The following is a 25,995-nucleotide window of genomic DNA, read 5'->3' as shown; positions in this document are numbered from 1 at the left end:
TATCGACGGCGGTGTTTGGCACCTCGATGTCGGCTCATCACATCCTGGGGCTGAAGTCGGTCCCAAGGGTATGGCTGTTCGCCATTTAAAGTGGTACGCGAGCTGGGTTTAGAACGTCGTGAGACAGTTCGGTCCCTATCTGCCGTGGGCGTTGGAAGATTGAAGGGGGCTGCTCCTAGTACGAGAGGACCGGAGTGGACGAACCTCTGGTGTTCGGGTTGTGTCGCCAGACGCATTGCCCGGTAGCTAAGTTCGGAATCGATAACCGCTGAAAGCATCTAAGCGGGAAGCGAGCCCTGAGATGAGTCTTCCCTGATACTTTAAGTATCCTAAAGGGTTGTTCGAGACTAGAACGTTGATAGGCAGGGTGTGTAAGCGTTGTGAGGCGTTGAGCTAACCTGTACTAATTGCCCGTGAGGCTTAACCATACAACACCCAAGGGGTTTTGTAGTGGACTCAAAGCTAAGCGCATAAGAATGTGTGTGAGAACGAAGACAGCTTTCCAGATTATTCTCTAGAAATAGAGAGAAAGAATTTGCTTGGCGACCATAGCGTTTTGGACCCACCTGACTCCATCCCGAACTCAGAAGTGAAACGAAACAGCGTCGATGGTAGTGTGGGGTTTCCCCATGTGAGAGTAGAACATCGCCAGGCTCCTATTTATTTTCACTTTTTAAAAGTGAAGACAAAAGGTCCGACTGGTCTAGCAATAGACGAGTCACCATAAAGTTCTAAAAATTTTAGAGTTTTATGTTGACTTTCAAAGTGGGAAGCGTATTATACGCACCTCGCTGACGTGCTAAAGCACTGAAAGCCAAGCTCTTTAACAATATAAACCAATCAATCTGTGTGGGCACTCGTTGATGATAATCGCAAAAGATTTATCAATGAACTGAGTGACCATTTGAATGAGCAATCATTCAGCACAGTCAATTCAACATTACTTCGCTTTTTATTAAGCAAAGAATGTAATCAGTATTCATTGAGCCGAAGCGAAAGCTTCAAAAACTTTTAATTGAAGAGTTTGATCATGGCTCAGATTGAACGCTGGCGGCAGGCCTAACACATGCAAGTCGAGCGGCAGCACAGAGGAACTTGTTCCTTGGGTGGCGAGCGGCGGACGGGTGAGTAATGCCTGGGAAATTGCCCGGTAGAGGGGGATAACCATTGGAAACGATGGCTAATACCGCATAACCTCGTAAGAGCAAAGCAGGGGACCTTCGGGCCTTGTGCTACCGGATATGCCCAGGTGGGATTAGCTAGTTGGTGAGGTAAGGGCTCACCAAGGCGACGATCCCTAGCTGGTCTGAGAGGATGATCAGCCACACTGGAACTGAGACACGGTCCAGACTCCTACGGGAGGCAGCAGTGGGGAATATTGCACAATGGGCGCAAGCCTGATGCAGCCATGCCGCGTGTATGAAGAAGGCCTTCGGGTTGTAAAGTACTTTCAGTAGGGAGGAAGGTGGTTAAGCTAATACCTTAATCATTTGACGTTACCTACAGAAGAAGCACCGGCTAACTCCGTGCCAGCAGCCGCGGTAATACGGAGGGTGCAAGCGTTAATCGGAATTACTGGGCGTAAAGCGCATGCAGGTGGTTTGTTAAGTCAGATGTGAAAGCCCTGGGCTCAACCTAGGAATCGCATTTGAAACTGACAAGCTAGAGTACTGTAGAGGGGGGTAGAATTTCAGGTGTAGCGGTGAAATGCGTAGAGATCTGAAGGAATACCGGTGGCGAAGGCGGCCCCCTGGACAGATACTGACACTCAGATGCGAAAGCGTGGGGAGCAAACAGGATTAGATACCCTGGTAGTCCACGCCGTAAACGATGTCTACTTGGAGGTTGTGACCTAGAGTCGTGGCTTTCGGAGCTAACGCGTTAAGTAGACCGCCTGGGGAGTACGGTCGCAAGATTAAAACTCAAATGAATTGACGGGGGCCCGCACAAGCGGTGGAGCATGTGGTTTAATTCGATGCAACGCGAAGAACCTTACCTACTCTTGACATCCTCAGAAGAGACTGGAGACAGTCTTGTGCCTTCGGGAACTGAGAGACAGGTGCTGCATGGCTGTCGTCAGCTCGTGTTGTGAAATGTTGGGTTAAGTCCCGCAACGAGCGCAACCCTTATCCTTGTTTGCCAGCACGTAATGGTGGGAACTCCAGGGAGACTGCCGGTGATAAACCGGAGGAAGGTGGGGACGACGTCAAGTCATCATGGCCCTTACGAGTAGGGCTACACACGTGCTACAATGGCGTATACAGAGGGCAGCAAGACCGCGAGGTGGAGCGAATCTCACAAAGTACGTCGTAGTCCGGATTGGAGTCTGCAACTCGACTCCATGAAGTCGGAATCGCTAGTAATCGCAAATCAGAATGTTGCGGTGAATACGTTCCCGGGCCTTGTACACACCGCCCGTCACACCATGGGAGTGGGCTGCAAAAGAAGCAGGTAGTTTAACCTTCGGGAGGACGCTTGCCACTTTGTGGTTCATGACTGGGGTGAAGTCGTAACAAGGTAGCGCTAGGGGAACCTGGCGCTGGATCACCTCCTTACACGATGATTATCGTGATGAGTGTCCACACAGATTGATTTGGTTTAGATTTGAGCATCAAGTGGGTCTGTAGCTCAGGTGGTTAGAGCGTACGCCTGATAAGCGTAAGGTCGGTGGTTCGAGTCCACTCAGACCCACCACTAACGATGGGGTTATAGCTCAGCTGGGAGAGCGCCTGCCTTGCACGCAGGAGGTCTGCGGTTCGATCCCGCATAACTCCACCATCTTTAAGCGTTTTCGCTGAGAATGTTTAAAAATGGTTCATCTTTTCTTTAAATAGAAAGGGAATCTTGCTCTTTAACAATTTGGAAAGCTGACAAAACAACAATTTATTGTTGTTTGTAAAGTTCTCAATGTTTATCGAAAGATAAACACCAACAACACATTCAAGTGTGCTTGGTATCGAATAAGACTTAGGTCTTGTTCAAAATTTGAGTCCGGCAAAATCTGTCTCGCACTCATGTAAATTAAACGCGAGACAACTTAGGTTGTTTAAACAACAACCCGAAACTCCTTCGGGTTGTATGGTTAAGTGACTAAGCGTACACGGTGGATGCCTGGGCAGTCAGAGGCGATGAAGGACGTACTAACTTGCGATAAGCGCAGATAAGGCAGTAAGAGCCGTTTGAGTCTGCGATTTCCGAATGGGGAAACCCAACTGCATAAGCAGTTACTGTTAACTGAATCCATAGGTTAACAGAGCAAACCGGGGGAACTGAAACATCTAAGTACCCCGAGGAGAAGAAATCAACCGAGATTCCGGTAGTAGCGGCGAGCGAACCTGGATTAGCCCTTAAGCACTCGTTGAAGTAGGTGAACAAGCTGGAAAGCTTGGCGATACAGGGTGATAGCCCCGTAACCGACGCTTCATCGAGCGTGAAATCGAGTAGGGCGGGACACGTGATATCCTGTCTGAATATGGGGGGACCATCCTCCAAGGCTAAATACTCCTGACTGACCGATAGTGAACCAGTACCGTGAGGGAAAGGCGAAAAGAACCCCTGTGAGGGGAGTGAAATAGAACCTGAAACCGTGTACGTACAAGCAGTAGGAGCACCTTCGTGGTGTGACTGCGTACCTTTTGTATAATGGGTCAGCGACTTATATTCAGTGGCAAGGTTAACCGTATAGGGGAGCCGTAGCGAAAGCGAGTCTTAACTGGGCGCTCAGTCTCTGGATATAGACCCGAAACCGGGTGATCTAGCCATGGGCAGGTTGAAGGTTGAGTAACATCAACTGGAGGACCGAACCGACTAATGTTGAAAAATTAGCGGATGACTTGTGGCTAGGGGTGAAAGGCCAATCAAACTCGGAGATAGCTGGTTCTCCCCGAAAGCTATTTAGGTAGCGCCTCGGACGAATACTACTGGGGGTAGAGCACTGTTAAGGCTAGGGGGTCATCCCGACTTACCAACCCTTTGCAAACTCCGAATACCAGTAAGTACTATCCGGGAGACACACGGCGGGTGCTAACGTCCGTCGTGGAGAGGGAAACAACCCAGACCGCCAGCTAAGGTCCCAAAGTATTGCTAAGTGGGAAACGATGTGGGAAGGCTCAGACAGCTAGGATGTTGGCTTAGAAGCAGCCATCATTTAAAGAAAGCGTAATAGCTCACTAGTCGAGTCGGCCTGCGCGGAAGATGTAACGGGGCTAAGCAATACACCGAAGCTGCGGCAATGTCCTTTGGGCATTGGGTAGGGGAGCGTTCTGTAAGCCGTTGAAGGTGAATCGTAAGGTTTGCTGGAGGTATCAGAAGTGCGAATGCTGACATGAGTAACGACAAGGGGGGTGAAAAACCTCCCCGCCGGAAGACCAAGGGTTCCTGTCCAACGTTAATCGGGGCAGGGTGAGTCGACCCCTAAGGCGAGGCTGAAAAGCGTAGTCGATGGGAAACGGGTTAATATTCCCGTACTCAATCAAATTGCGATGGGGGGACGGAGAAGGCTAGGTGGGCCAGGCGACGGTTGTCCTGGTTCAAGTGCGTAGGCTTAAGAGTTAGGTAAATCCGGCTCTTTCTAAGGCTGAGACACGACGTCGAGCACCTACGGGTGTGAAGTCATTGATGCCATGCTTCCAGGAAAAGCCTCTAAGCTTCAGATTTGATGGAATCGTACCCCAAACCGACACAGGTGGTCGGGTAGAGAATACCAAGGCGCTTGAGAGAACTCGGGTGAAGGAACTAGGCAAAATGGTACCGTAACTTCGGGAGAAGGTACGCTCTTGATGGTGAAGTCCCTCGCGGATGGAGCTGACGAGAGTCGCAGATACCAGGTGGCTGCAACTGTTTATTAAAAACACAGCACTGTGCAAAATCGCAAGATGACGTATACGGTGTGACGCCTGCCCGGTGCCGGAAGGTTAATTGATGGGGTTAGCGCAAGCGAAGCTCTTGATCGAAGCCCCGGTAAACGGCGGCCGTAACTATAACGGTCCTAAGGTAGCGAAATTCCTTGTCGGGTAAGTTCCGACCTGCACGAATGGCGTAATGATGGCCACGCTGTCTCCACCCGAGACTCAGTGAAATTGAAATCGCTGTGAAGATGCAGTGTACCCGCGGCTAGACGGAAAGACCCCGTGAACCTTTACTACAGCTTGGCACTGAACATTGAACCTACATGTGTAGGATAGGTGGGAGGCTATGAAGACGTGACGCTAGTTGCGTTGGAGCCGTCCTTGAAATACCACCCTTGTATGTTTGATGTTCTAACTTAGACCCGTTATCCGGGTTGAGGACAGTGCCTGGTGGGTAGTTTGACTGGGGCGGTCTCCTCCCAAAGAGTAACGGAGGAGCACGAAGGTGGGCTAATCACGGTTGGACATCGTGAGGTTAGTGCAATGGCATAAGCCCGCTTAACTGCGAGAATGACGGTTCGAGCAGGTGCGAAAGCAGGTCATAGTGATCCGGTGGTTCTGTATGGAAGGGCCATCGCTCAACGGATAAAAGGTACTCCGGGGATAACAGGCTGATACCGCCCAAGAGTTCATATCGACGGCGGTGTTTGGCACCTCGATGTCGGCTCATCACATCCTGGGGCTGAAGTCGGTCCCAAGGGTATGGCTGTTCGCCATTTAAAGTGGTACGCGAGCTGGGTTTAGAACGTCGTGAGACAGTTCGGTCCCTATCTGCCGTGGGCGTTGGAAGATTGAAGGGGGCTGCTCCTAGTACGAGAGGACCGGAGTGGACGAACCTCTGGTGTTCGGGTTGTGTCGCCAGACGCATTGCCCGGTAGCTAAGTTCGGAATCGATAACCGCTGAAAGCATCTAAGCGGGAAGCGAGCCCTGAGATGAGTCTTCCCTGACAGTTTAACTGTCCTAAAGGGTTGTTCGAGACTAGAACGTTGATAGGCAGGGTGTGTAAGCGTTGTGAGGCGTTGAGCTAACCTGTACTAATTGCCCGTGAGGCTTAACCATATAACACCCAAGGGGTTTTGTAGTGGACTCAAAGCTAAGCGCATAAGAATGTGTGTGAGAACGAAGACAGCTTTCCAGATTATTCTCTAGAAATAGAGAGAAAGAATTTGCTTGGCGACCATAGCGTTTTGGACCCACCTGACTCCATCCCGAACTCAGAAGTGAAACGAAACAGCGTCGATGGTAGTGTGGGGTTTCCCCATGTGAGAGTAGAACATCGCCAGGCTTTAATTTAGCACCAAGCGCTAACCAATGCGGAGCGGTAGTTCAGTTGGTTAGAATACCGGCCTGTCACGCCGGGGGTCGCGGGTTCGAGTCCCGTCCGCTCCGCCACTTATTTGAGAAACCCAGTCTTCGGACTGGGTTTTTTGCTTTCTGGATAAAAGTGCCGTTATCTTGGCTATTCAATCCTTCTAACACTCTCATTCTGCTTCTTGAGCCCTTAGAACAATGGTTTATCCTTTGTTTTTTGTACGACTCGCTCCTCGTCATTCTGGCTGTTATGATGGCGAAAAAGGAGAAAATGAGTCATGCCCCACTTACGTTTTCGTGCTGTAGAAGCACATATCGTTGAAACACTGGTAACTCCGTTGCTCAATGAACTTTCCTCTCTACTCTGTACCTCTCGAAGTGCTTTTACCTTTGAGTTGATTAATACTCAGTATTTCGCCGAAGGAGAGGTTTATCCCATGGTGGAAGTATTGTGGTTTGGAAGAGAACAGCAAACTCAGGATCAGGTTGCACAGGTGATTACTGAGCAGATACGTCAGTTGCTCGGTGCTGATGCTCATGTTGCTGTAGTGTTCATACCTTTGCAACGCACTGCTTATTATCTGGATGGTCAACATTTCTGAGGAGACAACATGAATCCAGTTATCGATACCATGCTCAACCATCGCTCTATCCGTGCTTTTAGTCCAGAGCCTATTTCTGCAACGCAACTTGAGACGATCATTGCTTCAGGTATTGCGGCTTCGTCATCCAGCTTACTGCAAGTGATTTCCGTAATCAGAGTGACAGATGGTAGTATACGTGAGCAATTAGCAAAGCTTGCTGGCAATCAAGCTTATGTGGCGAGTGCTGCTGAGTTTTTAGTGTTTTGCATTGATTATCAGCGGCACTATGCACTGAACCCTAACGTAAAACCTGAATTTATGGAGTTAACCTTAATTGGTGCTGTTGATGCGGGGATTATGGCGCAAAACTGTTTATTAGCGGCAGAGTCGATGGGGCTTGGTGGGGTGTACATTGGTGGTTTACGTAATTCACCGAATGAAGTCGATGCTTTGCTTAACTTGCCGCCTTATACCGCAATATTGTTTGGAATGTGCTTAGGACACCCAGCACAGGATCCAGAGTTAAAACCACGCTTGGCTCCGAAGGTGATCCTGCATGAAAACCACTATCAACCTTTGAATAGAGACGATGTGGCGGAATATGACTGCACTATGATCGAGTATTACCAAAAACGTTCTGGCAATCCTAAACAACAGGGTTGGTCAGAACAAATCACCGCTAAGCTCTCCGAAGAGTCTCGTCCATTTATGCTCAGTTATTTGCAGAGTAAAGGTTTGGCGCTGAAATAATGTAAAAATCCCAGCACTTGGCTGGGATTTTTAGGTCTATGGAAGATCTGCATCAGATATAGGTTGAACGGGCTGCTCTTCCGCAATAAAGAGAATGCCATCCATTATTTTGCTTGGAATTTCTGTCGGTAAATATCCCCAAGCATATCTGATTGCATAGGGCTTGTTTAAGTAATCGATGTTGCTTTCATTTTGGCTCTTAAAATCAATAAAAGCGTCGGTATATCCAGCATGATATAAAGCACTATTCAATGTGCCCTCTTCTTCCTGAAGACGTTCTGTATCAATTAGCCAACGTGTGTAATCCGGAGTGTTTGCAGCAAGAGTACCTTTGTAGCTTAACTGCATCACACTATAGACGGATCTGTCTGGATAGCGGCTGTTCATTGCGGAGATCAGAGAACCAGGAATAGGTGTGGCATGAATATTGTGCGCCCAGATAAAGGTTTGTCCCTGTATTTTAAACCACTCATTTACTAACCAATTTAAGTTTTCAGCAGACTGATAGTCGGTATAGGAATGGTCAATGTTGTTGATAATGAAATAGGACTGGGAATATAGGCTTCTTACTATCTGCAGCCAAAATGTAGCGTAATTCCGAAATTCTCGCGGATAGCTAGGGTCGTAATCTGGAACGGTTTCGAGCCTTTTTTGTGTGGTTAGTACTGTTTCCAGTTTTTTCAATTCTTGGGTTAGATCTTGGTGGTTTTGTGATGTGAATTTTTCAGTGGTATGCCAAGGGCACATCATTCTCGGCCCTAGAGTCTGTATCGTATCGTAGTTGGAGAGGTCAAGGCTGTTAATCTGCAAGTAGCTTCTTAATTCATCAAACATCACACTACATCCTGGATCACTATTGATACGGGCATCGTAGCCGATCAGTAGTAGCGGGTTGTCCTGCTGAGAAACCTCACTGACATAGTTGGCCAGAGCTCCCACTTCTTTACTAAAGCGATGTCCATACATGTAGTTCGCATTAGGTCCAATTATGGCCTGTTGTAGGCGCTGTTTTCCGGTGAGGAAATTTTGCCACGCCACTAACCCATCATATAAACCAGCTTCAAAAGCAACTAAGGTTAGATCGCCTTCTTGATGAAGAGCCTTAACCATACGAGCTTTGTAGCTATACGCTTTAGAACCTTGGTGCGTTCTTTCTCCTACACTAACGAAATCATAGCCTTTTACTGCTGCAACAAAACCCTGTAAATCACTATTCTCATGAGTCAATTCTGTACTGGCTAAGCTTTGGGAGGTAACGGTTGGCGGGCTGATACTTTCACTATTACATCCCGATAATAGAAATAAAAATACAATTCCCCAACGCTTCATATTTCTTAACCTTCTATAAAAATAATTACCAAGATTAGATTGAAACTCATTGGTAATGAAAAGAGGTTTGAAGACTTAGTGCGAGTTGCTACGAGTACCAATTTCTTAGGTCGTGAAATGAACCGAATGAAAGGTTTTTAATAATTATATTTTTATTAGATAAAGCGTTGAGAAATTGATTGCTGAATAAAGATTAATATTGTCAAAAAAAAGCGCCATAGAGGCGCTTTTTTTGATTCTTACGCGAGCCCTTGAATTACCACGAACTTCTCTAGCAGTTGCTCTTCGGTTTCGCGATGGGCAGGATCGGTGATGATGCAGTTGCTGATGGGACAAACCGACTGGCACGTCGGTTTGTCATAGTGCCCTTTACATTCAGTGCATAAATCAGGATCGATCTCATAGATCTTATCGCCCATTGAAATCGCACTGTTTGGGCACTCTGGCTCACACATATCACAGTTGGTGCATTTGGCGGTAATCAGTAGCGCCATAATTACTTGCCTGTTGGGTTACGGGTATCCTGCCCTTGTACTAGGTTACGCATCAGCAGAGCGTAGCGGAGATCCAACTCTTCCGGAACTGGAATGTAAACAAAGTGACCGTTGCCTTTGGCATCATCTGTCGCTTCACCTTTACGATTTTCCATCGCTTCTAAAGTGAAGATAACATTGCCTTTTGGCGTCATCAGTTCAAGGCTATCGCCGAGCACAAATTTGTTCTTCACTTCCACTTCGGCCATTGCGCCGCGGCGTTTACCGGTAAATTCACCCACAAACTGTTGAGTGTCGGAAACCGAGTAGCCGTAATCGTAGTTTTGGTAAGCATCGTGCGTGTGGCGACGTAGGAAACCTTCGGTATAACCACGGTGCGCCAAGCTCTCTAGGGTAGTCATCAGGCTGTCATCGAATGGCTTGCCCGCAACCGCATCATCAATCGCTTTACGGTACACTTGCGCGGTACGTGCGCAGTAGTAGAAAGATTTGGTACGGCCTTCGATTTTCAGTGAGTGCACACCCATTTGAGTTAGGCGCTCAACATGCTGTATGGCACGCAGATCTTTGGAGTTCATGATGTAGGTACCGTGCTCATCTTCAAAGGCGGCCATTTTCTCATCAGGACGATGGCTCTCAGAAAGCAGTACGACATCATCAATCGGTTTGCCGGCCCCAATGGTGGTGTCTGGACGTTCATTTTGAACTTCGATGGCTTGCGCAGCATTGGGGTCAAACTGTTCAACGATCTGACCTGCTTCATCTTCTTTTGCTGCTTCAACTTTGTATTCCCAACGGCATGCGTTAGTACAAGTGCCTTGGTTTGGATCGCGCTTGTTGATGTAACCTGACAGCAAGCAACGGCCGGAATAAGCCATACACAGAGCGCCATGCACGAACACTTCAATTTCGGTATTCGGACATTTTTCACGGATCTCTTCGATCTCTTCTAAAGAGAGCTCACGAGAAACAATCACACGCTCAACGCCTTGCGAAGCCCAGAATTTCACGGTTGCCCAGTTCACTGCATTCGCTTGTACCGAAAGGTGGATCGGCATGTGTGGGAATTCTTCACGAACCATCATGATAAGGCCTGGGTCAGACATAATGAGCGCATCAGGCCCCATATCAATCACAGGCTTAAGGTCACGGATGAACGTTTTCAGCTTAGAGTTGTGTGGCTGAATGTTACACACGACATAGAATTTTTTACCCAGTGCGTGGGCTTCATCAATGCCGATTTGTAGGTTTTCGTGGTTGAACTCATTGTTACGCACGCGCAGGCTGTAACGAGGTTGGCCAGCGTATACCGCATCTGCCCCGTAGGCAAAAGCGTAGCGCATATTCTTCAGGCTACCCGCAGGTGAAAGGAGTTCTGGAACAAAGGTTTTTGGCGTTGTCATTGCTTGCTTCTCTTACAATCTGATCTCAAGTCAGGCCAATACCACCTGATGGTATTGGAAAGGGCGCAAATTTTACGTCAAAAACCCTACTCTGCATAGTGAAACTCTCACCACCTCATTTACGCAGAGGTGGTGAAATGGAGTCCACGATTAGGCTTCAGGGTGAGGTAGGCCACCTAAGGCATTGAACAGGTCAGGTAGGAAGACCGACATTTCTCCGCACAGCAGGGAGAAATCGGCATCCAGACGTGCTGCGCGATCTTCGCGTGGGATGTCATCATTCTGCTCTTTAAGTTCATCGCTGTATGCTAGGCGTTTGATGCTGCAATCTTCCGCCAATACAAAACGAATTCGATCTTGCCAGTTGATCGCCAGTTTGGTGACCACTTTATTGGCTTGAATGTGGCTGAGAATTTCATCACTGCTCAGTTCCTGCTTTTTACAGCGAATGGTTGCGCCATCATCGAGTAATGATTTGAGCTCCGCTTCTTCCATCAGGTTAAAGCCTTGTGGCAGATTGCCTTCTTTCACCCATTGCGTCAGAGTCGTTTCGACCGCAATTTCAGGAATAGCAGGCACAACAGGCAGGCTGCCCATGGTTTTACGCAGTAGCGCGAGCACATCTTCGGCTTTTTTGTAGCTTCCTGCATCAACTAGAATTAAGCCTTCGGTTGGCATGATCAGCACAAAAGTGAGTTGGCTTTTGCTGAATGCGCGTGGCAGTAAATCGATGACGATGTCTTCTTTCAGCGCTTCTTTTTCTTTCTTCTTCAGTGGGCGGCCTTCTTCGGCTTCCATCGCTTCGACTTTGGCGTTAAGCGAATCTTTAATCACCGAAGCGGGCAGCATTTTCTCTTCACGTTTCGCGCAGACTAAAATGCGGTTTTCACTGACGTGGGTCATCATGTCGCCGTGTTTACCCAGTGCGGAAACCCAACCAAACTTCTGTTTATCCTGACTGCCGCAAGGCGTAAAACGAAATTCGGCCAACTGTTTTTCCAGCTGATCGGCATTGAAGTTAACCTCGCGATTAACGCGATACACCATACAGTTCTTAAACCACATTGTTGTTTTCCCTTGGTTAGAAAGCCAGACATGATAGGGGAAGATGCTGAGAAAGTCTTAATCCTAATTCAAAAAAATAGGGATAGCTGCCCAGTTGTTGTCTCGCTTTGCTTGTGAGGCTTAGGTATATGAATTTCGCCTGAACCTTATATGAAAATTTGTTTGCAAAGGTCACAAAAGTGTCATAAACATTTCCCATAATGCATGGCGTTGGTGAAAAACAAAGGTTAATCAATTATGTCTAGAAGGATTCTGGTTGTTGAAGACGAAGCACCGATTCGTGAAATGTTGTGTTTCGTGCTTGAACAAAAGGGCTATCAGGCGGTTGAGGCCGAAGATTATGATTCGGCGATGAGTAAACTGGCTGAGCCTTTTCCTGATCTCGTCCTGCTTGACTGGATGTTGCCTGGTGGAAGTGGCATCAACCTCATCAAGCATATGAAACGTGAAGAGGTGACGCGCAACATTCCAGTGGTGATGCTCACCGCGCGTGGGGAAGAAGAAGATAAAGTTCGCGGCCTCGAAGTGGGCGCGGATGATTACATTACCAAACCGTTTTCACCCAAAGAATTGGTTGCCCGTTTAAAAGCCGTGATTCGCCGAGTTACGCCAACGGCATTAGAAGACGTGATTGATGTTCAAGGTTTGAAGTTAGATCCGGTTTCACACCGTGTGACGGCCAACGATCAGCCGTTGGACATGGGACCAACTGAGTTCAAGATGTTACACTTCTTCATGACGCACCAAGAGCGTGTGTATAGCCGTGAACAACTGCTCAACAACGTTTGGGGTACTAACGTGTATGTGGAAGATCGTACGGTAGATGTTCACATTCGCCGTCTGCGTAAAGCGTTAGAAGACGCCGGACATGATAAGTTGATCCAGACTGTGCGCGGTGCGGGGTATCGTTTTTCAACCAAAGCCTAAGAGGGTGTAGAACAAATCAGTATGGTTGAACGCTTAACATGGAAAAAGCTAGCTTGGGAGCTGGCTTTTTTTTACTTGCCATGGATTGTGGTGGGATGGATTTTCGGAAGCATGCCGTGGCTGCTGTTGGCAGCGACGGCTTTGCAGCTTTTTTGGCATTTGAATCATCAAATTCGCCTCTCGGCTTGGTTGTGGGATGAAAAACGTCTCACCCCACCTTCTGGAACGGGGAATTGGGAATCACTGTTCAATGGCATTTATCGTCTGCAGCAGCGCCATCGTAAAAAACGCAAAGAGCTGACTAACCTTATCCGCCGCTTCCGTAATGGTGCCGAATCGCTCCCCGATGCGGTAGTGGTGTTTCGCAGCGAAGGCAATATCGTGTGGTGTAACCGCCTTGCGCAGCATTTGCTAGGCTTTCGTTGGCCAGACGATGCCGGGCAGCCGATCTCGAACCTGCTGCGTACGCCGGACTTTATTAAATACCTCAAGAAAGATGATTTTACCGATCCGCTCGAAATGCGTTCACCACTCAATAGCGATCGCATGCTAGAACTACGGATTGTACCGTACACCGAAGGTGAACACCTGATGGTGGTGCGTGATGTGACTCAGCTGAAACAACTCGAAGGCATGCGACGTAATTTCTTTGCCAACGTTTCTCATGAGCTGCGTACGCCGATGACGGTGCTGCAAGGTTATTTAGAAATGACCGAAGATCCGGATGTGCTCGCCGGCCCGATGTGGAGCAAAGCCCATGGCGTGATGACTGAGCAGCTCAATCGGATGAATAGTCTGGTGAACCAACTGCTGACGCTTTCGAAAATTGAAGCATCACCGATGGTCGATCTCGACCAGGTGGTGGATGTGCCTGCCATGTTGGAAGTGCTAGAAAAAGAAGCGCTGAGCTTAAGCGGTGATGCACAACATAAGCTGCATTTTGAGGTGGATAAAAGCCTTAAGGTGCTGGCGGATGACGATCAACTGCGCAGCGCGATTTCTAACTTAGTTTACAACGCAGTTAAATACACCCCGCCGGGCGCGCAAATTGACGTGCGTTGGTATCGATCCAGTAAAGGGGCTTGTCTTGAAGTGGAAGACAAAGGCGAGGGGATTGAACCACAGCATTTGCATCGCTTAACGGAGCGTTTCTACCGTGTCGATAAAGCCCGCTCTCGTGATACCGGCGGCAGTGGTTTAGGACTGGCGATTGTGAAACACGCACTTGCGCACCATGACAGTCATTTGGATATCTACAGTAAAGTCGGCGTGGGCAGTAAGTTTTCGTTTGTATTACCTAAACGGTTAGTGGCAAAAGGGTGAACCGCATGCTAAGTCGTGTTGGTTTGTTAAGCTCGTTGGTTTTGGCTTCATCGGCTGCTTGGGCATTGGATGAAGGTTTACCGACCTATGAAAAAGTCAGCGGTATTTCGGGCAGCCTACTGTCCGTCGGCTCGGATACGCTGGCGGGTATGACCACGCTCTGGGTCGAAGAATTTCAAGCCTATTACCCTGCAGTGAATGCACAAGTGCAAGCCTCGGGGTCAGCGACAGCGCCGCCCGCGTTATCAGAAAGCACGGCGCAGTTTGGCCCTATGAGTCGCCCCATGCGCAGCAGTGAAATTGCCGCGTTTGAAGCGATGCATGGCTATAAACCGACGGCATTGCGTGTGGCGATTGATGCGGTTGGGATTTTTGTGCATCGCGATAACCCGATCAAAGGGCTGAATTTCCAGCAACTGGATGCGATTTTTTCCGCCACATTACGCTGTGGTGCCACTCAGCCGATTGTCACTTGGTCTCAGCTTGGTCTGCCTTATGATTGGGCAAAGCGCAACATTCAACTGTTTGGTCGCAACTCGGTATCAGGAACCTATGGTTACTTTAAGCAAAACGCGCTGTGTCAAGGTGATTTCCAAACCCGAGTCAATGAGCAGCCAGGCTCGGCTTCAGTGGTGCAGTCGGTTGCGTCTTCCATTAACACACTCGGTTATTCTGGGGTGGGTTATCGTGTTTCTGGTGTAAAGCTACTGCCGATTGCACGTGAAGGAAATGATTATGTTGAGCCAACCCAAGCGAATATCCTGTCAGGGGCTTATCCTTTATCCCGCTACTTGTATGTGTATGTGAACAAGAATCCAAACCGAGATTTGTCACCGATTGAGCGTGAGTTTATTCGCTTTATTTTTTCGGAGCAGGGGCAAGCTTTGGTCGCTAAAGATGGCTATTTACCTATCTCCGCGCAAGTGGCTCAACAAGAACTGGCAAAAGTCGGGATTGAGCCATCAACCGATTGAGCGGGTTCGTTCCGAGCAGGACAACAAAAAACGCCCAAATAGTTTTGGGCGTTTTTTGTAGGTAACTCGTGATTAAAAATGCAATTGCCAGCCAACTTCACGCCAATACTCTTGCTCCGTTTGTAAGTCAGCGTGCAATAACTTATTGTTTTCCAACCAATCAGGCTGTTCGCAGTCTAGCTTCCATTCGTCATCTTTAGCGGATAAAGAAAGAGGAGGTAATGGATCATCGTTGCGCTGTCCATTAACCACAATAGCTAGCCGTAAAACGCGAATCAAGCCAATAATGTGCTTTTTCTTAAACAGGCTAAAGTCATCCAACTCATTCAATTTCAGTGACTTACGTTGAAACCTTGCTAAATTGGATAGAACTAACTGCTGCTCGCTGTTAAAACCGGCCATGTTGTTGTGGCGCAAAATATACGCTGAGTGGCGATGAAAGCCTTGTAAGTTAATGCTCAGCCCAACTTCATGCAGTAATGCTCCCCACTCAAGCAGATCGCACAACTCACTCCCTTCGGGCAAACTCAATTCGCCGGCGATTTGTGCGAGAAATTCACGTGCGTGACCTTTGACTTTGGCGGCGTGTTCTAAATCGACCAAGTGTTTTGCCGCCAGATTTTCTGTAGTACGCAGACGGATGTCGGAATACTTGAAACGATCTTCCATCTCATACAGCAAACCTTCGCGCAGTGCACCATCAGAAAAATGCATCTCTTTGATTTTTAAACCATGAAAGATCGCGGAAAGAATGGCAACCCCTGCAGCAAACACAGGTTTACGATCATCAGTTAAACCAGGCAGTTGTAAGTCATCGATGCTGTCCCATTCGCAGAGTTTTTCAATCAGCTTGCTCAGTCGTTCAAAGGTGATCAATCCATCTTCATGTCCTTGCCCGACTAACACTTCGTGGATTGCTTTGATGGTGCCTGATGAACCAAACGCGACTTGCCAACTTTTTTTACGGTATTTGGCGGCGATGGATTCCAATTTTTGCTCACTGGCGACAATCGCCTGCGCAAAGTTTTTGCGTGAGAGTTTACCATTAGCAAAAAAACGTTCGGTAAAGTTCACACACCCCATCTGTTTACTATTGACCAACTCGGCTTCAAATCCTTTACCAATGATCATTTCGGTGCTGCCGCCACCAATATCAACCACTAACATAGAATCGGCTTGTGGTTGGGTGTGGGCAACGCCGAGATAAATCAAACGCGCTTCTTCAGAACCTGGGATGATCTCAATCGGAAAAGGGAGCACTTCCAAGGCGCGTTGAATAAATATGTGGGCATTGTTGGCTTGGCGCAGGGTATGAGTTGCCGCAATTCGAACATTATGAGGGTCAAAACCTTGTAAGCGTTCCGCAAACATAGCTAAGCATTCTAAACCTCGTTGAATGGACTCCTCATCGAGATTTTTCTGTTCATCGAGCCCTGCTGCGAGGCGCACACGTTGCTTATGACGGCTAATCAGTTGAAGATCTTGGTCTACAACTTTGGCGACCACCATGTGAAAACTGTTTGAACCAAGATCGATGGCAGCGATTTCTCTGCCGTTACTGACTGCTGTTGTCATTGCTTTCCTGTTGACCTTTTATTTTGCGAGTCTGCTTCTCGACATTTTTAAGATAGTCGTAAATCGCGACCTGCGAGCGTACTTTTCTGCGATTACCACGCTCCACATATAAGTTACTCATTTCTTTGTCGATGCGGCGCGCTTTGACTGTATCTATAAACTGAATATTAAGGATATCAATGATGCGCTGTTTGATACGTTCATCACGAATCGGAGCCATGACCTCAATTCGGTGATCAATATTCCGCTCCATCCAGTCTGCTGATGAGATAAACACTTGTGGGTTGCCATCATTATGCACCACTAACACGCGAGGATGCTCAAGGAAGCGGTCAATAATACTGACGATCTCAATATTGTCACTGACGCCCTCAATCCCCGGTACTAAAGAACACATTCCTCGGATAATCATGCGAATGTTTACCCCAGCAGCACTCGCACCATACAGTTTATTAATCAAGCCTTTATCCACTAAGTTGTTCACTTTTAGGGTGATGGTCGCTTTTTTACCTGCCTTGGCGTTGGCGATTTCCCCATCTAACAAGCGGTAAATTTGAGTGCGTGAATTGCGCGGTGAAACAATCAAGTGATTGAATTTAACTGGGCGAAATGGGTTTTCAATGTAGCCAAACACGGAGCGAACTTCGGCGGCCAGTTCTTGGTCTGCCGTCAATAATGCAAAATCGGTATAAATGCGTGCGGTACGTTCATGGAAATTGCCGGTACCGATGTGAGCGTAACGGACAAAATCCTCTCCTTCTTTACGGGTGATCAGCAGCAATTTTGCGTGAATTTTCATGCCCGGAACACCGAAAATAACGTGTACTCCTGCATCGGTCAGAATGCGTGACCACTCGATATTGGCTTCTTCATCAAAACGAGCTTGCAGCTCAACCACCACCACCACACGTTTGCCGTTGTGCACCGCATCCACCAACGAGTTCATCAATTTGGAGTCTTTGGCTACGCGATAAATATTGATTTTGATGCTGACGACTTTCGGGTCAAAAGAGGCTTGGCGCACAAGTTCCGTCATGTGCTCAAAGCTGTGATAAGGGTAGTGCAGTAAAATATCTTGTGCGCGAATCGCATCAAAAGCATTGGCATAGCCTTCAAAGTCAGCACAAGTCATCGGAGGCAAGGGTTTATTTTCTAAATAATCTCGTCCCACGTTAGGGAAGGAGATAAAGTCTTTAAAATTGTGATAGCGCCCGCCAGGGATCAGGCTATCGTAGTGCGAGATTTTGAGCTTGTAACAGAAGAATTTGAGCATGGCTTCTGGCATGTCTCGCTCATAAACAAAGCGTACCGGAAGTGCGGTTAAGCGCTGGCTTAAGCCTTCCGACATCTGCTCGAGTAAACTGTATTCCACTTCGTGGCGCAAATCGTACTCGGCATCGCGGGTCATTTTCATCGCGTAACCATTGAGCGAATCGTAGTCATAAAAACCACGGAAAATCTCATCCAGACAGAGACGAATAATGTTATCGAGCAGAATGATGGTTTTACGCCGTTTGCCTTTTTGCTCAGGTAGCATCACAAAGCGCGGCAGTTGATCGGTAGGGATTTCGATCAGCGCGTATTTAAATTCATCACTACTGCGCATTTCAACCGCAATGTAAGCGTACTCGTCTTTTAAAAACTGCATCACATCAATGTCATCACGCAACATGATAGGGGTCACATGCGGTAGCACTTCTTTGTGGAAATACTTTTTCACCCACTTGAGTTGGATTTCATCGAGTTGCGTTTCATTGACCAAGAAAATGCGCCGTCTGGCCATTTCAAGAATCAATTCATTGTAAAGGTTATCGAAATCTTGGTTGAGTTTTAGGGCTTTGCTTTGCATGCGTGAGAGGAGGTGTTTGGAGATATCGTTGCCGCCCCGTTCTCGATTGATCAAGATTTGTCGTTTTACATCAGCGAATCTCACCTTATAAAACTCATCGAGGTTATTAGAAAATATCCCCAGAAAACGAATTCGTTCAATCAGAGGTACGGTTTTATCCGCTGCTTCCTGTAACACTCGTTCGTTAAACGAGAGCCAACTGAGTTCCTTATCGATGTACAGCTTATCCGCACTCATATCTTCCCTGCCATGTGAGTTGACGTTTTCATCATTAAAGAACTGCAAACTAAGTGATTTTTGTGACACTTTTATTGCATCGTCTTTCGCGTCATAGAGTTGTTTTGATTTCAGTAATTTATTGTGAGCTGTAATATAATTGTCACCCAACCGAAATATTATGACACTCCCCTAAGTATAGGTAGTCCAAAGCATGCTCAGACAACCATTTTCATTGAAAGAACGTGATCGTGCACGGTTAGTCAAAGACCGTATCGTGCGTTTTGCAGTGACTTGCGGTGGCGTCAGTGTATTGGGAGCTTTGGTACTGATTTTTATCTATTTAGGTATGGTAGTTGTGCCGTTGTTTGGCGATGCAAAATGGCAGGGCGATGTAGCGGTTAAGTCGATTTCAACCCCTAATCCGCTATTGATGACGGTAGGGGATTATGGTGAAAATGCCTTTGTTCTTTCAGATGATGGTGTAGGGCAGTTCTGGTCAGTAAGATCGTCTAGTGATCAACCCACACTAAGCGAATCATTGGATTTTAAACCTGTGTTGTGGGCGCAAACACCTGCGGCTCAAGGTTGGTTTGCTCTTGTTGGCCGCCATAACCAAGTGGCGGTGGTGCATCCGCAGTTTTCCTACTCAATGACCGCGCAGGGCCGTGAATTTACGCCAAGTATTGAGCGTATTGATATTGCAGAGGATTTCAAACTCAGTGATTTACCATTGCAACAATTGGCTCTGGCAGTAACAGATCAGCAGCTTATCTTCGCCACTTACGATCAAGCGCAGAATGTGCAAGTGCTACGTGTTGATCGCCAAACTGGACAAGTGCTCAATCGCGTCACGCTAAGTGTAGCGTTTAACGATCTCAGCCAGCTTTTGTTGACGCCGGATGGCAAAACACTCTATTTGCGTACAGGCTCCGAGTTGGTGGTAACTCAATTGGAAGAACTGGGATATCAAATCCGTGAAGTGGTGGATCTCAGCGCAGGGGATAAACACCATCAAGTTTCGCAGCTGTATCTGCTCTCGGGGGCCTTCTCTTTATTAGCTGTTCATAGCGATGGTTTAGTGTCGCAATGGTTTGATGTATTGCGTGATGGTCAGCGTCACTTGACGCAGATCCGCCATTTCAAGCTGGCATCTGAAGTGCAGTTTTTGTTGCCCGATACCCATAGCAAAGGTTTTTATAGTTTTTACCGTAATGGCACGTTGCAAAGCCATTACACGACCAGTGAAAAATTGGTGTTGTTTAAGCGTGCTTTTCAGCGAGCCCCACAATTGGTGGCGATGTCTAGCAATCAAGCCTATGTGGCAAGTTACGACCAAGGACAGATCCGCTTAGCGCGAGTAGAAAACCGCAATCCGGAAGTCTCTTTCTCAGCCTTATGGCAAAAAGTGTGGTACGAAAGCTACCCAGAGCCTGAGTTTGTTTGGCAATCAACTTCCGCTAATGATGATTTTGAAGCGAAATTTAGTTTAGTACCCATTGCATTTGGAACCTTAAAAGCGGCGGCGTTTGCCATGTTGTTTGCGGTTCCGATAGCGGTGCTTGGCGCGATTTATACGGCGTATTTTATGACACCAGCGATGCGCAGAGTGGTTAAGCCGACCATTGAATTGATGGAGGCCCTACCGACGGTGATTATTGGTTTTTTAGCAGGGCTGTGGTTTGCCCCATTTGTAGAAAGCCACTTACCCGCAGTGTTGGCGTTGATGCTGCTATTACCATTGTCCACGATGGTGGTGGGAAGCATTTGGTCATGTTTACCTAAGCGTTGGTTGCGCCATATTCCAAGTGGTTGGCATGCAATGATTTTAATTCCGGTGTTAATTGGCATCGCGACTCTGATTTTGGCCTATAGTGGTGAGTTAGAAAATGCGCTGTTTGATGGCGACTTGCGAGTGTATTTAGCACAGCACGGTATTGGCTATGATCAGCGTAATGCATTAGTTGTGGGCTTTGCGATGGGCTTTGCGGTGATCCCGACCATTTTTACTATTGCAGAAGATGCGATTTTCTCGGTGCCCAAGCATCTGTCGGATGGCTCTCTGGCTTTGGGGGCAACACCGTGGCAAACCTTGATGTATGTCGTACTGCTTACTGCAAGCCCTGGCATATTCTCGGCGATCATGATGGGAGTTGGTCGCGCGGTAGGAGAGACGATGATCGTGTTGATGGCCACGGGGAATACGCCACTGCTTGATTGGAATATTTTTGAAGGCATGCGCACGTTATCGGCAACGATCGCGGTCGAGCTGCCTGAGTCTGAGGTGCAAAGTGCTCATTTCCGAATTCTGTTCTTGGCAGCACTACTTCTGTTGACCTTTACCTTTGCCGTGAACTCCCTAGCCGAATGGGTTCGCCAACGGTTACGTGAAAAATACCGTTCTTTATGATGGAGCAATATGTTGAATTGGTTTAGATCCGGTGCTCCTTGGATCTGGTTAACCGGAGGGGCAGTCAGCGTCAGTCTTATTGCGGTGCTTGGGCTACTGTTGTTGATTGGTTGGCGCGGCTTAACCTATTTCTGGCCATCTCCTCTGTTGGAGTGGCAGACATCGGACGGATACCGTGTGGTTGGTGAACTCTATGCGCGTGAAAGCGTCCCTGTCAGCCACTTAAAAGAGATGAACCTGCCTTTACCCGCAGATGTAGAAGCGGCAGGGCTTGCCACTCGCCTTAATATCAAAGTCGCTAACCGAGATCTGTATGGCTCGGACTTTATCACCTTGCTCGAATTTCAGGCCGAATTTAAAGGTGCACCGCAAGGTTGGGCTGTGGTTGAGCGCAGTCGCGGTGGCCAGCTATTTGGTAAACCCATCCGCTTTGATTCTCTGAATGAGGCAAGCAATCAGTCATTAGAAATCGTTTTGCAACAGGCACTTGATAAAGCACAAACGACTCGAAAGCAAGTTAACACAATAGTTGAAGAGCAAGTTCGAGTGATCAGCGGTAATTTAGAAAAACTGCGTTTGGAAAAGCGCCGTAAACAGCTCAATAACCAATTATCGGATGAGTTTCTACAAAACTATGTGCTACGCAAAAGCCGTTTGGAGGCTGAGCTATCCGCAGTTCAAGTTCAGTTGGATGCGTTGCGTGCGCCACTGGATCAGCAATTCTTGTATGTGATGGATATGCGTGGACAGACTGTATCGGTCCCGCTGAGTGAAATCTTGGATTTTTGGTATCCCAATGACATGAATTTTGCCCAGAAGTTGGTGGAATGGGGCAAGCAAGCTTGGCGTTTCTTATCCGAGTCGCCTCGTGAATCAAATTCGGAAGGCGGGGTATTTCCGGCAATTTTTGGCACGGTATTTCTGGTGATCATCATGTCGATCATTGTGATGCCATTGGGCGTGATTGCAGCTATTTATCTGCATGAATACGCCAAAGAGGGCGCATTTACCCGCATGATTCGGGTGGCGGTGATCAACTTAGCCGGTGTTCCTTCCATCGTCTATGGAGTGTTTGGTTTAGGCTTTTTTGTTTACACCATAGGCGCTTCGGTGGATAACCTGTTTTATGCTGAACGTTTGCCCACACCGACCTTCGGTACACCGGGGTTGCTGTGGTCTGCTCTGACTTTGGCGGTATTGACACTGCCAGTGGTGATTGTGGCGACAGAAGAAGGGTTATCGCGCATTCCGATTTCGGTACGCCACGGTTCATTGGCACTTGGCGCTACCCAGTTTGAGACTATCTGGCGCATAGTATTGCCAATGGCAAGCCCCGCAATTATTACTGGATTAATATTGGCGATTGCGCGTGCGGCAGGAGAAGTGGCGCCACTAATGTTGGTTGGCGCGGTCAAATTGGCCTCCAGCTTACCTGTGGATGGTGAATTTCCGTTCATCCATCTTGAGCGCAAATTTATGCACTTGGGCTTTCATATTTACGACATTGGTTTTCAAACCAACAATATTGAGGCAGCGCGCCCATTGGTTTATGCCACCTCATTTTTATTGGTCACCGTGATTGTGGCGCTCAACCTAACCGCAATCAGCATTCGTAATAATTTACGGGAAAAATACCGAACTTTGGGGCAAGACTAGCTATGTACTCCGCTAATCCCACTTTGGGCTACTATGTGCCGCCGCTAGACGTGAATCATCTCACCGATCAGCAGACGGCGATTTCGATTGAACATTTAAGCCTGTATTACCAGCAAAGCCGTGCCTTGAGCGATATTTCCATGCGTATTCCCAAAGGTCAGGTTACGGCGTTTATCGGCCCCTCGGGCTGTGGTAAATCGACGCTTTTGCGCTGCATTAACCGGATGAACGATCTGGTGGAAGGTACGCGTGTTGAAGGTGAGGTGAAATTGCATGGCAAAAACATCTATCATCCGGATGTGGATGTGCCAACGCTGCGCCGCCGAGTCGGGATGGTATTTCAGCGCCCGAACCCTTTTCCTAAATCGATTTATGAAAACGTGGTGTATGGACTGCGTTTACAGGGGATTAAAAATAGCCGTGCGCTAGATGATGCGGCGGAGCAATCTCTGCGTGCTGCGGCGTTGTGGGATGAAGTTAAACATCGTTTGCACGAAAATGCGTTTGGTTTATCGGGCGGGCAGCAGCAACGTTTGGTGATTGCCCGTGCGATTGCGATTGAACCTGAAGTCTTGCTTCTTGATGAGCCAACCTCAGCGCTTGATCCGATCTCGACCTTGACCATTGAAGAGCTGATCCACGATCTTAAAACCAAATATACCGTGGTCATCGTCACTCACAACATGCAGCAAGCGGCGCGCGTGAGCGATCACACCGCCTTTATCCATATGGGAAAGTTGATCGAGTACGCAGATACTGACTCTATTTTCACCTCACCATTGAAAAAGCAAACCGAAGACTACATTACGGGGCGATACGGTTAAACCCTTTTTCAGCCAGTTTAGTAAGGATATGCCATGCAGTTCGGTCGACATATTTCAGGTCAGTTCAATGTGGAATTGGAGTCCATTCGTAGCCAAGTATTGACGATGGGCGGCTTAGTCGAGCAGCAGTTGACCTTAGCCATGCAGGCCTTGCATGAAGATGATGAAAAACTGGCGCGCCGTGTGATTGCCGACGATCACAAGGTCAACGCAATGGAAGTGTCGATTGATGAAGCGTGTACGCGCATTATTGCCAAGCGGCAGCCGACAGCTAAAGACTTACGTCTGATTATGGCCATAATCAAAACCATTACCGATCTTGAGCGTATTGGCGATTCAGCGACGAAAATGGCTTATATTGCGATCGAGCGTCCACCGGCGAAACAACACCAGTTCCAAGTATCTCTTGAGCCACTTTGCCGCCAAGCGATTGCCATGCTGCATCAAGTGCTCGATGCGTTTGCGCGGATGGATGTTGAAGCCGCAGCCGACATTTATAAGCAAGACGATCGACTGGATAAAGAGTACGAAGCGGTGGTGCGCCAACTGATGACGTATATGATGGAAGATCCGAAAAATATTCCACATATTCTGCAGGTTATCTGGTCGGCGCGTGCCATTGAGCGGGTGGGTGACCGCTGTCAAAACATCTGTGAATACATCATCTATTTCGTCAAAGGTAAAGATGTACGCCATCTGGGCGATCAAGGTATTGATGATGTGCTAAAGAAACCAAGTTTGTAAGCAAGGTGCTATCCTTTCGCACTTGCCGCTTAGCAGCAAGTGCGTTGGGTGTAGGTGACTAGTAGCGCTGAGGTACAAAGGTTTGGTCTTCAATCGGTGGTCGAACGTAACCCTGCTTATTGATCTCAGGCAGCTCAATGGGCGGATATTCAATCTCGTGATACTCAATACTGCTTAATAAGTGGCTGATACAGTTGAGGCGAGCCCGTTTTTTATCATCAGAAGGCACTACCCACCACGGGCAATGTTTGGTGTCGGTATACGCAAACATCTCATCTTTGGCGCGGGAATAGGCCGCCCAACGCTTTCGGGATTCGAGATCCATCGGGCTGAATTTCCAGCGTTTGAGCGGGGTTTCGATGCGTTCTATAAAACGTCTTTCTTGTTCTTCGTCGGACACCGAAAACCAGTATTTGAGCAAAATAATTCCTGAGCGTTGTAACATGCGCTCAAATTCAGGGCAGGAGCGTAAAAACTCTTGATGTTCTTCCTCGCTACAAAAGCCCATTACCTTTTCAACCCCTGCACGGTTGTACCAACTGCGGTCAAACAGCACGATTTCGCCGCCAGCCGGCAAATGAGCCACATAGCGCTGGAAGTACCATTGGGTTTTCTCTTTTTCGGTTGGCGCGGGTAGGGCGGCGACTCGGCAAACACGGTGATTGAGTTTCTCCGTGATGGTCTTGATTACTCCACCTTTACCTGCTGCATCGCGCCCTTCGAAGATCACCACAACTTTGAGTTTTTCTTGTTTCACCCATTCTTGTAGTTTTACCAACTCCACTTGCAGCTGCTCTAATTCATGCTCGTAGACTTTTTTATCCATTTTCGTCATCCCTACATCTCCTTTGATGAGCTAAGCATAGCAGTGAGTATCGCTAAGTTCAGTTTGAGTGAATGGAGTTGAGAGCCTGTACCGTTTGTTGGAGAGCTTCAGTGTTGGTAACTGGAATAATAAAATCATCACAGTCATTGGCTCCCATTTTGCTTTCTGAGCGAATGAAATGCATCAGACTTGAGCGGGTGGTTTTTGCGGACAAATGCAGTTCTTGTACTCCGGTGTCTAAAGCAATTTCTGCCACATTCTGTGCGTTAACACCGGCCCCCGCCATGATGGAAATTCGGCCTGCACTTTGTTGAACCAGTTGAGCTAAACGCTCAATGCCTAAATAGGCGCTACGTGCTAGTCCAGAGGTTAAAACACGCTCACAACCCAGAGCAATAATCTCTTCTAACGCTTGTGTCGGATGGGCGCAATGATCAAAAGCACGGTGGAACGTCACCCCTAAACCAAGTGAGTGGGCAAGCTCAATTAAGGGTTTACAGCGTGTCACATCAACTTTTCCATCGGGAGTTAGCATGCCCAAGACCACGCCTTGTAAATTCGCTTGGTGAGCGGTATGAATATCTTGTTCCATAATGACTAAATCATCATCGTGATAGAAGAAATCCCCCTCTCTTGGGCGGATCATTGCGTAAACCGGAATGGATGACAGTTTGCCTGCACTGTGCATGAGTCCGCTACTTGGCGTTAAACCACCTAAGGCGAGTGAAGAGCAGAGTTCAATGCGGGTTGCCCCTCCTGCAATGGCGTTATGCAAGGATTCGATATTGTCGATACAGACTTCAACTTGATAATTCATCAGGTTAACT

General features: G+C 47.8%; 17 protein-coding genes, 3 tRNA genes and 5 rRNA genes. 17 read left to right on the top strand and 8 right to left on the bottom strand.

What is annotated here, in order from left to right; genetic code table 11:
• From VOA_RS10165 to nfsA, 10 genes are all read left to right on the top strand, one after another.
• A 23S ribosomal RNA gene (locus VOA_RS10165) occupies positions 1–428 on the top strand; the annotation flags it as partial.
• 110 nt (positions 429–538) lie between these two features.
• A 5S ribosomal RNA gene (gene rrf, locus VOA_RS10170) occupies positions 539–654 on the top strand.
• A 358-nt stretch (positions 655–1,012) separates the two neighbouring features.
• A 16S ribosomal RNA gene (locus tag VOA_RS10175) occupies positions 1,013–2,555 on the top strand.
• A gap of 62 nt (positions 2,556–2,617) precedes the next feature.
• Positions 2,618–2,694 (top strand) — tRNA-Ile (locus VOA_RS10180).
• Between the two features lie 8 nt (positions 2,695–2,702).
• Positions 2,703–2,778, top strand: a tRNA-Ala gene (locus VOA_RS10185).
• A gap of 302 nt (positions 2,779–3,080) precedes the next feature.
• A 23S ribosomal RNA gene (locus VOA_RS10190) occupies positions 3,081–5,967 on the top strand.
• 110 nt (positions 5,968–6,077) lie between these two features.
• A 5S ribosomal RNA gene (gene rrf / locus VOA_RS10195) occupies positions 6,078–6,193 on the top strand.
• Between the two features lie 30 nt (positions 6,194–6,223).
• Positions 6,224–6,300, top strand: a tRNA-Asp gene (locus tag VOA_RS10200).
• A gap of 197 nt (positions 6,301–6,497) precedes the next feature.
• The gene (locus VOA_RS10205; RefSeq protein WP_001120311.1) at positions 6,498–6,821 is read left to right on the top strand and encodes a DUF1904 domain-containing protein; all 324 of its coding nucleotides are present in this window, start codon (positions 6,498–6,500) and stop codon (positions 6,819–6,821) included.
• A gap of 9 nt (positions 6,822–6,830) precedes the next feature.
• Positions 6,831–7,553, top strand: coding sequence for an oxygen-insensitive NADPH nitroreductase (nfsA, locus tag VOA_RS10210; protein ID WP_001070291.1), 723 nt, complete (start codon positions 6,831–6,833; stop codon positions 7,551–7,553).
• A 36-nt stretch (positions 7,554–7,589) separates the two neighbouring features.
• Here the strand turns inward: nfsA and VOA_RS10215 are convergent, their stop codons facing one another.
• The 4 genes from VOA_RS10215 to rdgC all read right to left on the bottom strand — a co-directional run bounded on the left by VOA_RS10215 (position 7,590) and on the right by rdgC (position 11,844).
• Positions 7,590–8,882, bottom strand: coding sequence for an erythromycin esterase family protein (locus VOA_RS10215; protein WP_000832795.1), 1,293 nt, complete (start codon positions 8,880–8,882; stop codon positions 7,590–7,592).
• Positions 8,883–9,121: 239 nt separating this feature from the next.
• Positions 9,122–9,376 (bottom strand): YfhL family 4Fe-4S dicluster ferredoxin, encoded by a 255-nt coding sequence (locus VOA_RS10220; RefSeq protein ID WP_001196279.1) that lies wholly within the window; start codon positions 9,374–9,376, stop codon positions 9,122–9,124.
• Between the two features lie 2 nt (positions 9,377–9,378).
• Positions 9,379–10,779 (bottom strand): prephenate-dependent tRNA uridine(34) hydroxylase TrhP, encoded by a 1,401-nt coding sequence (gene trhP / locus VOA_RS10225; protein ID WP_000211017.1) that lies wholly within the window; start codon positions 10,777–10,779, stop codon positions 9,379–9,381.
• Positions 10,780–10,929: 150 nt separating this feature from the next.
• Entirely contained in the window at positions 10,930–11,844 is a 915-nt protein-coding gene (gene rdgC, locus VOA_RS10230) for a recombination-associated protein RdgC (RefSeq protein WP_000264263.1), read from the bottom strand.
• Between the two features lie 237 nt (positions 11,845–12,081).
• Between rdgC and phoB the strand changes: the two genes are divergently transcribed.
• Genes phoB through VOA_RS10245 form a run of 3 tightly spaced genes read left to right on the top strand, consistent with a single transcriptional unit; the run spans position 12,082 to position 15,068 of the window.
• Positions 12,082–12,771 (top strand): phosphate regulon transcriptional regulator PhoB, encoded by a 690-nt coding sequence (gene phoB, locus VOA_RS10235; protein WP_000091118.1) that lies wholly within the window; start codon positions 12,082–12,084, stop codon positions 12,769–12,771.
• A gap of 21 nt (positions 12,772–12,792) precedes the next feature.
• A complete protein-coding gene (gene phoR / locus VOA_RS10240; RefSeq protein ID WP_000230243.1) occupies positions 12,793–14,094 on the top strand; it encodes a phosphate regulon sensor histidine kinase PhoR in 1,302 nt (433 codons plus the stop codon).
• A 5-nt stretch (positions 14,095–14,099) separates the two neighbouring features.
• Positions 14,100–15,068 (top strand): PstS family phosphate ABC transporter substrate-binding protein, encoded by a 969-nt coding sequence (locus VOA_RS10245; protein WP_000952772.1) that lies wholly within the window; start codon positions 14,100–14,102, stop codon positions 15,066–15,068.
• Positions 15,069–15,140: 72 nt separating this feature from the next.
• Here the strand turns inward: VOA_RS10245 and ppx are convergent, their stop codons facing one another.
• The gene (gene ppx, locus VOA_RS10250; RefSeq protein WP_000205485.1) at positions 15,141–16,643 is read right to left on the bottom strand and encodes an exopolyphosphatase; all 1,503 of its coding nucleotides are present in this window, start codon (positions 16,641–16,643) and stop codon (positions 15,141–15,143) included.
• Positions 16,624–18,729 (bottom strand): polyphosphate kinase 1, encoded by a 2,106-nt coding sequence (ppk1, locus tag VOA_RS10255; protein WP_009355886.1) that lies wholly within the window; start codon positions 18,727–18,729, stop codon positions 16,624–16,626. The genes ppx and ppk1 overlap by 20 nt, the downstream gene beginning before the upstream one ends.
• 193 nt (positions 18,730–18,922) lie before the next feature.
• Between ppk1 and VOA_RS10260 the strand changes: the two genes are divergently transcribed.
• The 4 genes from VOA_RS10260 to phoU are packed head-to-tail and all read left to right on the top strand — an operon-like array spanning position 18,923 to position 24,342.
• Positions 18,923–21,118 (top strand): ABC transporter permease subunit, encoded by a 2,196-nt coding sequence (locus VOA_RS10260; protein WP_000946006.1) that lies wholly within the window; start codon positions 18,923–18,925, stop codon positions 21,116–21,118.
• Between the two features lie 9 nt (positions 21,119–21,127).
• Positions 21,128–22,774: a phosphate ABC transporter permease PstA gene (gene pstA / locus VOA_RS10265; protein ID WP_000935859.1), complete on the top strand. Its 1,647-nt coding sequence runs from the start codon at positions 21,128–21,130 to the stop codon at positions 22,772–22,774.
• A gap of 2 nt (positions 22,775–22,776) precedes the next feature.
• Positions 22,777–23,598 (top strand): phosphate ABC transporter ATP-binding protein PstB, encoded by an 822-nt coding sequence (pstB, locus tag VOA_RS10270; RefSeq protein ID WP_000286623.1) that lies wholly within the window; start codon positions 22,777–22,779, stop codon positions 23,596–23,598.
• A gap of 33 nt (positions 23,599–23,631) precedes the next feature.
• Complete coding sequence (gene phoU / locus VOA_RS10275; protein WP_001159459.1) at positions 23,632–24,342, top strand: phosphate signaling complex protein PhoU; 711 nt, start codon at positions 23,632–23,634, stop codon at positions 24,340–24,342.
• 58 nt (positions 24,343–24,400) lie between these two features.
• Here the strand turns inward: phoU and ppk2 are convergent, their stop codons facing one another.
• Together ppk2 and VOA_RS10285 are read right to left on the bottom strand one after the other, a co-directional pair.
• Positions 24,401–25,177 (bottom strand): polyphosphate kinase 2, encoded by a 777-nt coding sequence (gene ppk2 / locus VOA_RS10280; RefSeq protein ID WP_000164342.1) that lies wholly within the window; start codon positions 25,175–25,177, stop codon positions 24,401–24,403.
• A gap of 49 nt (positions 25,178–25,226) precedes the next feature.
• Positions 25,227–25,985 (bottom strand): copper homeostasis protein CutC, encoded by a 759-nt coding sequence (locus VOA_RS10285; RefSeq protein ID WP_001109269.1) that lies wholly within the window; start codon positions 25,983–25,985, stop codon positions 25,227–25,229.
• Between the last annotated feature and the right edge of the window lie 10 nt (positions 25,986–25,995).

This window comes from Vibrio sp. RC586 (assembly GCF_000176715.1).
Classification (GTDB): Bacteria; Pseudomonadota; Gammaproteobacteria; order Enterobacterales; family Vibrionaceae; genus Vibrio.
This window is presented reverse-complemented; position numbering and strand designations above follow the sequence as displayed.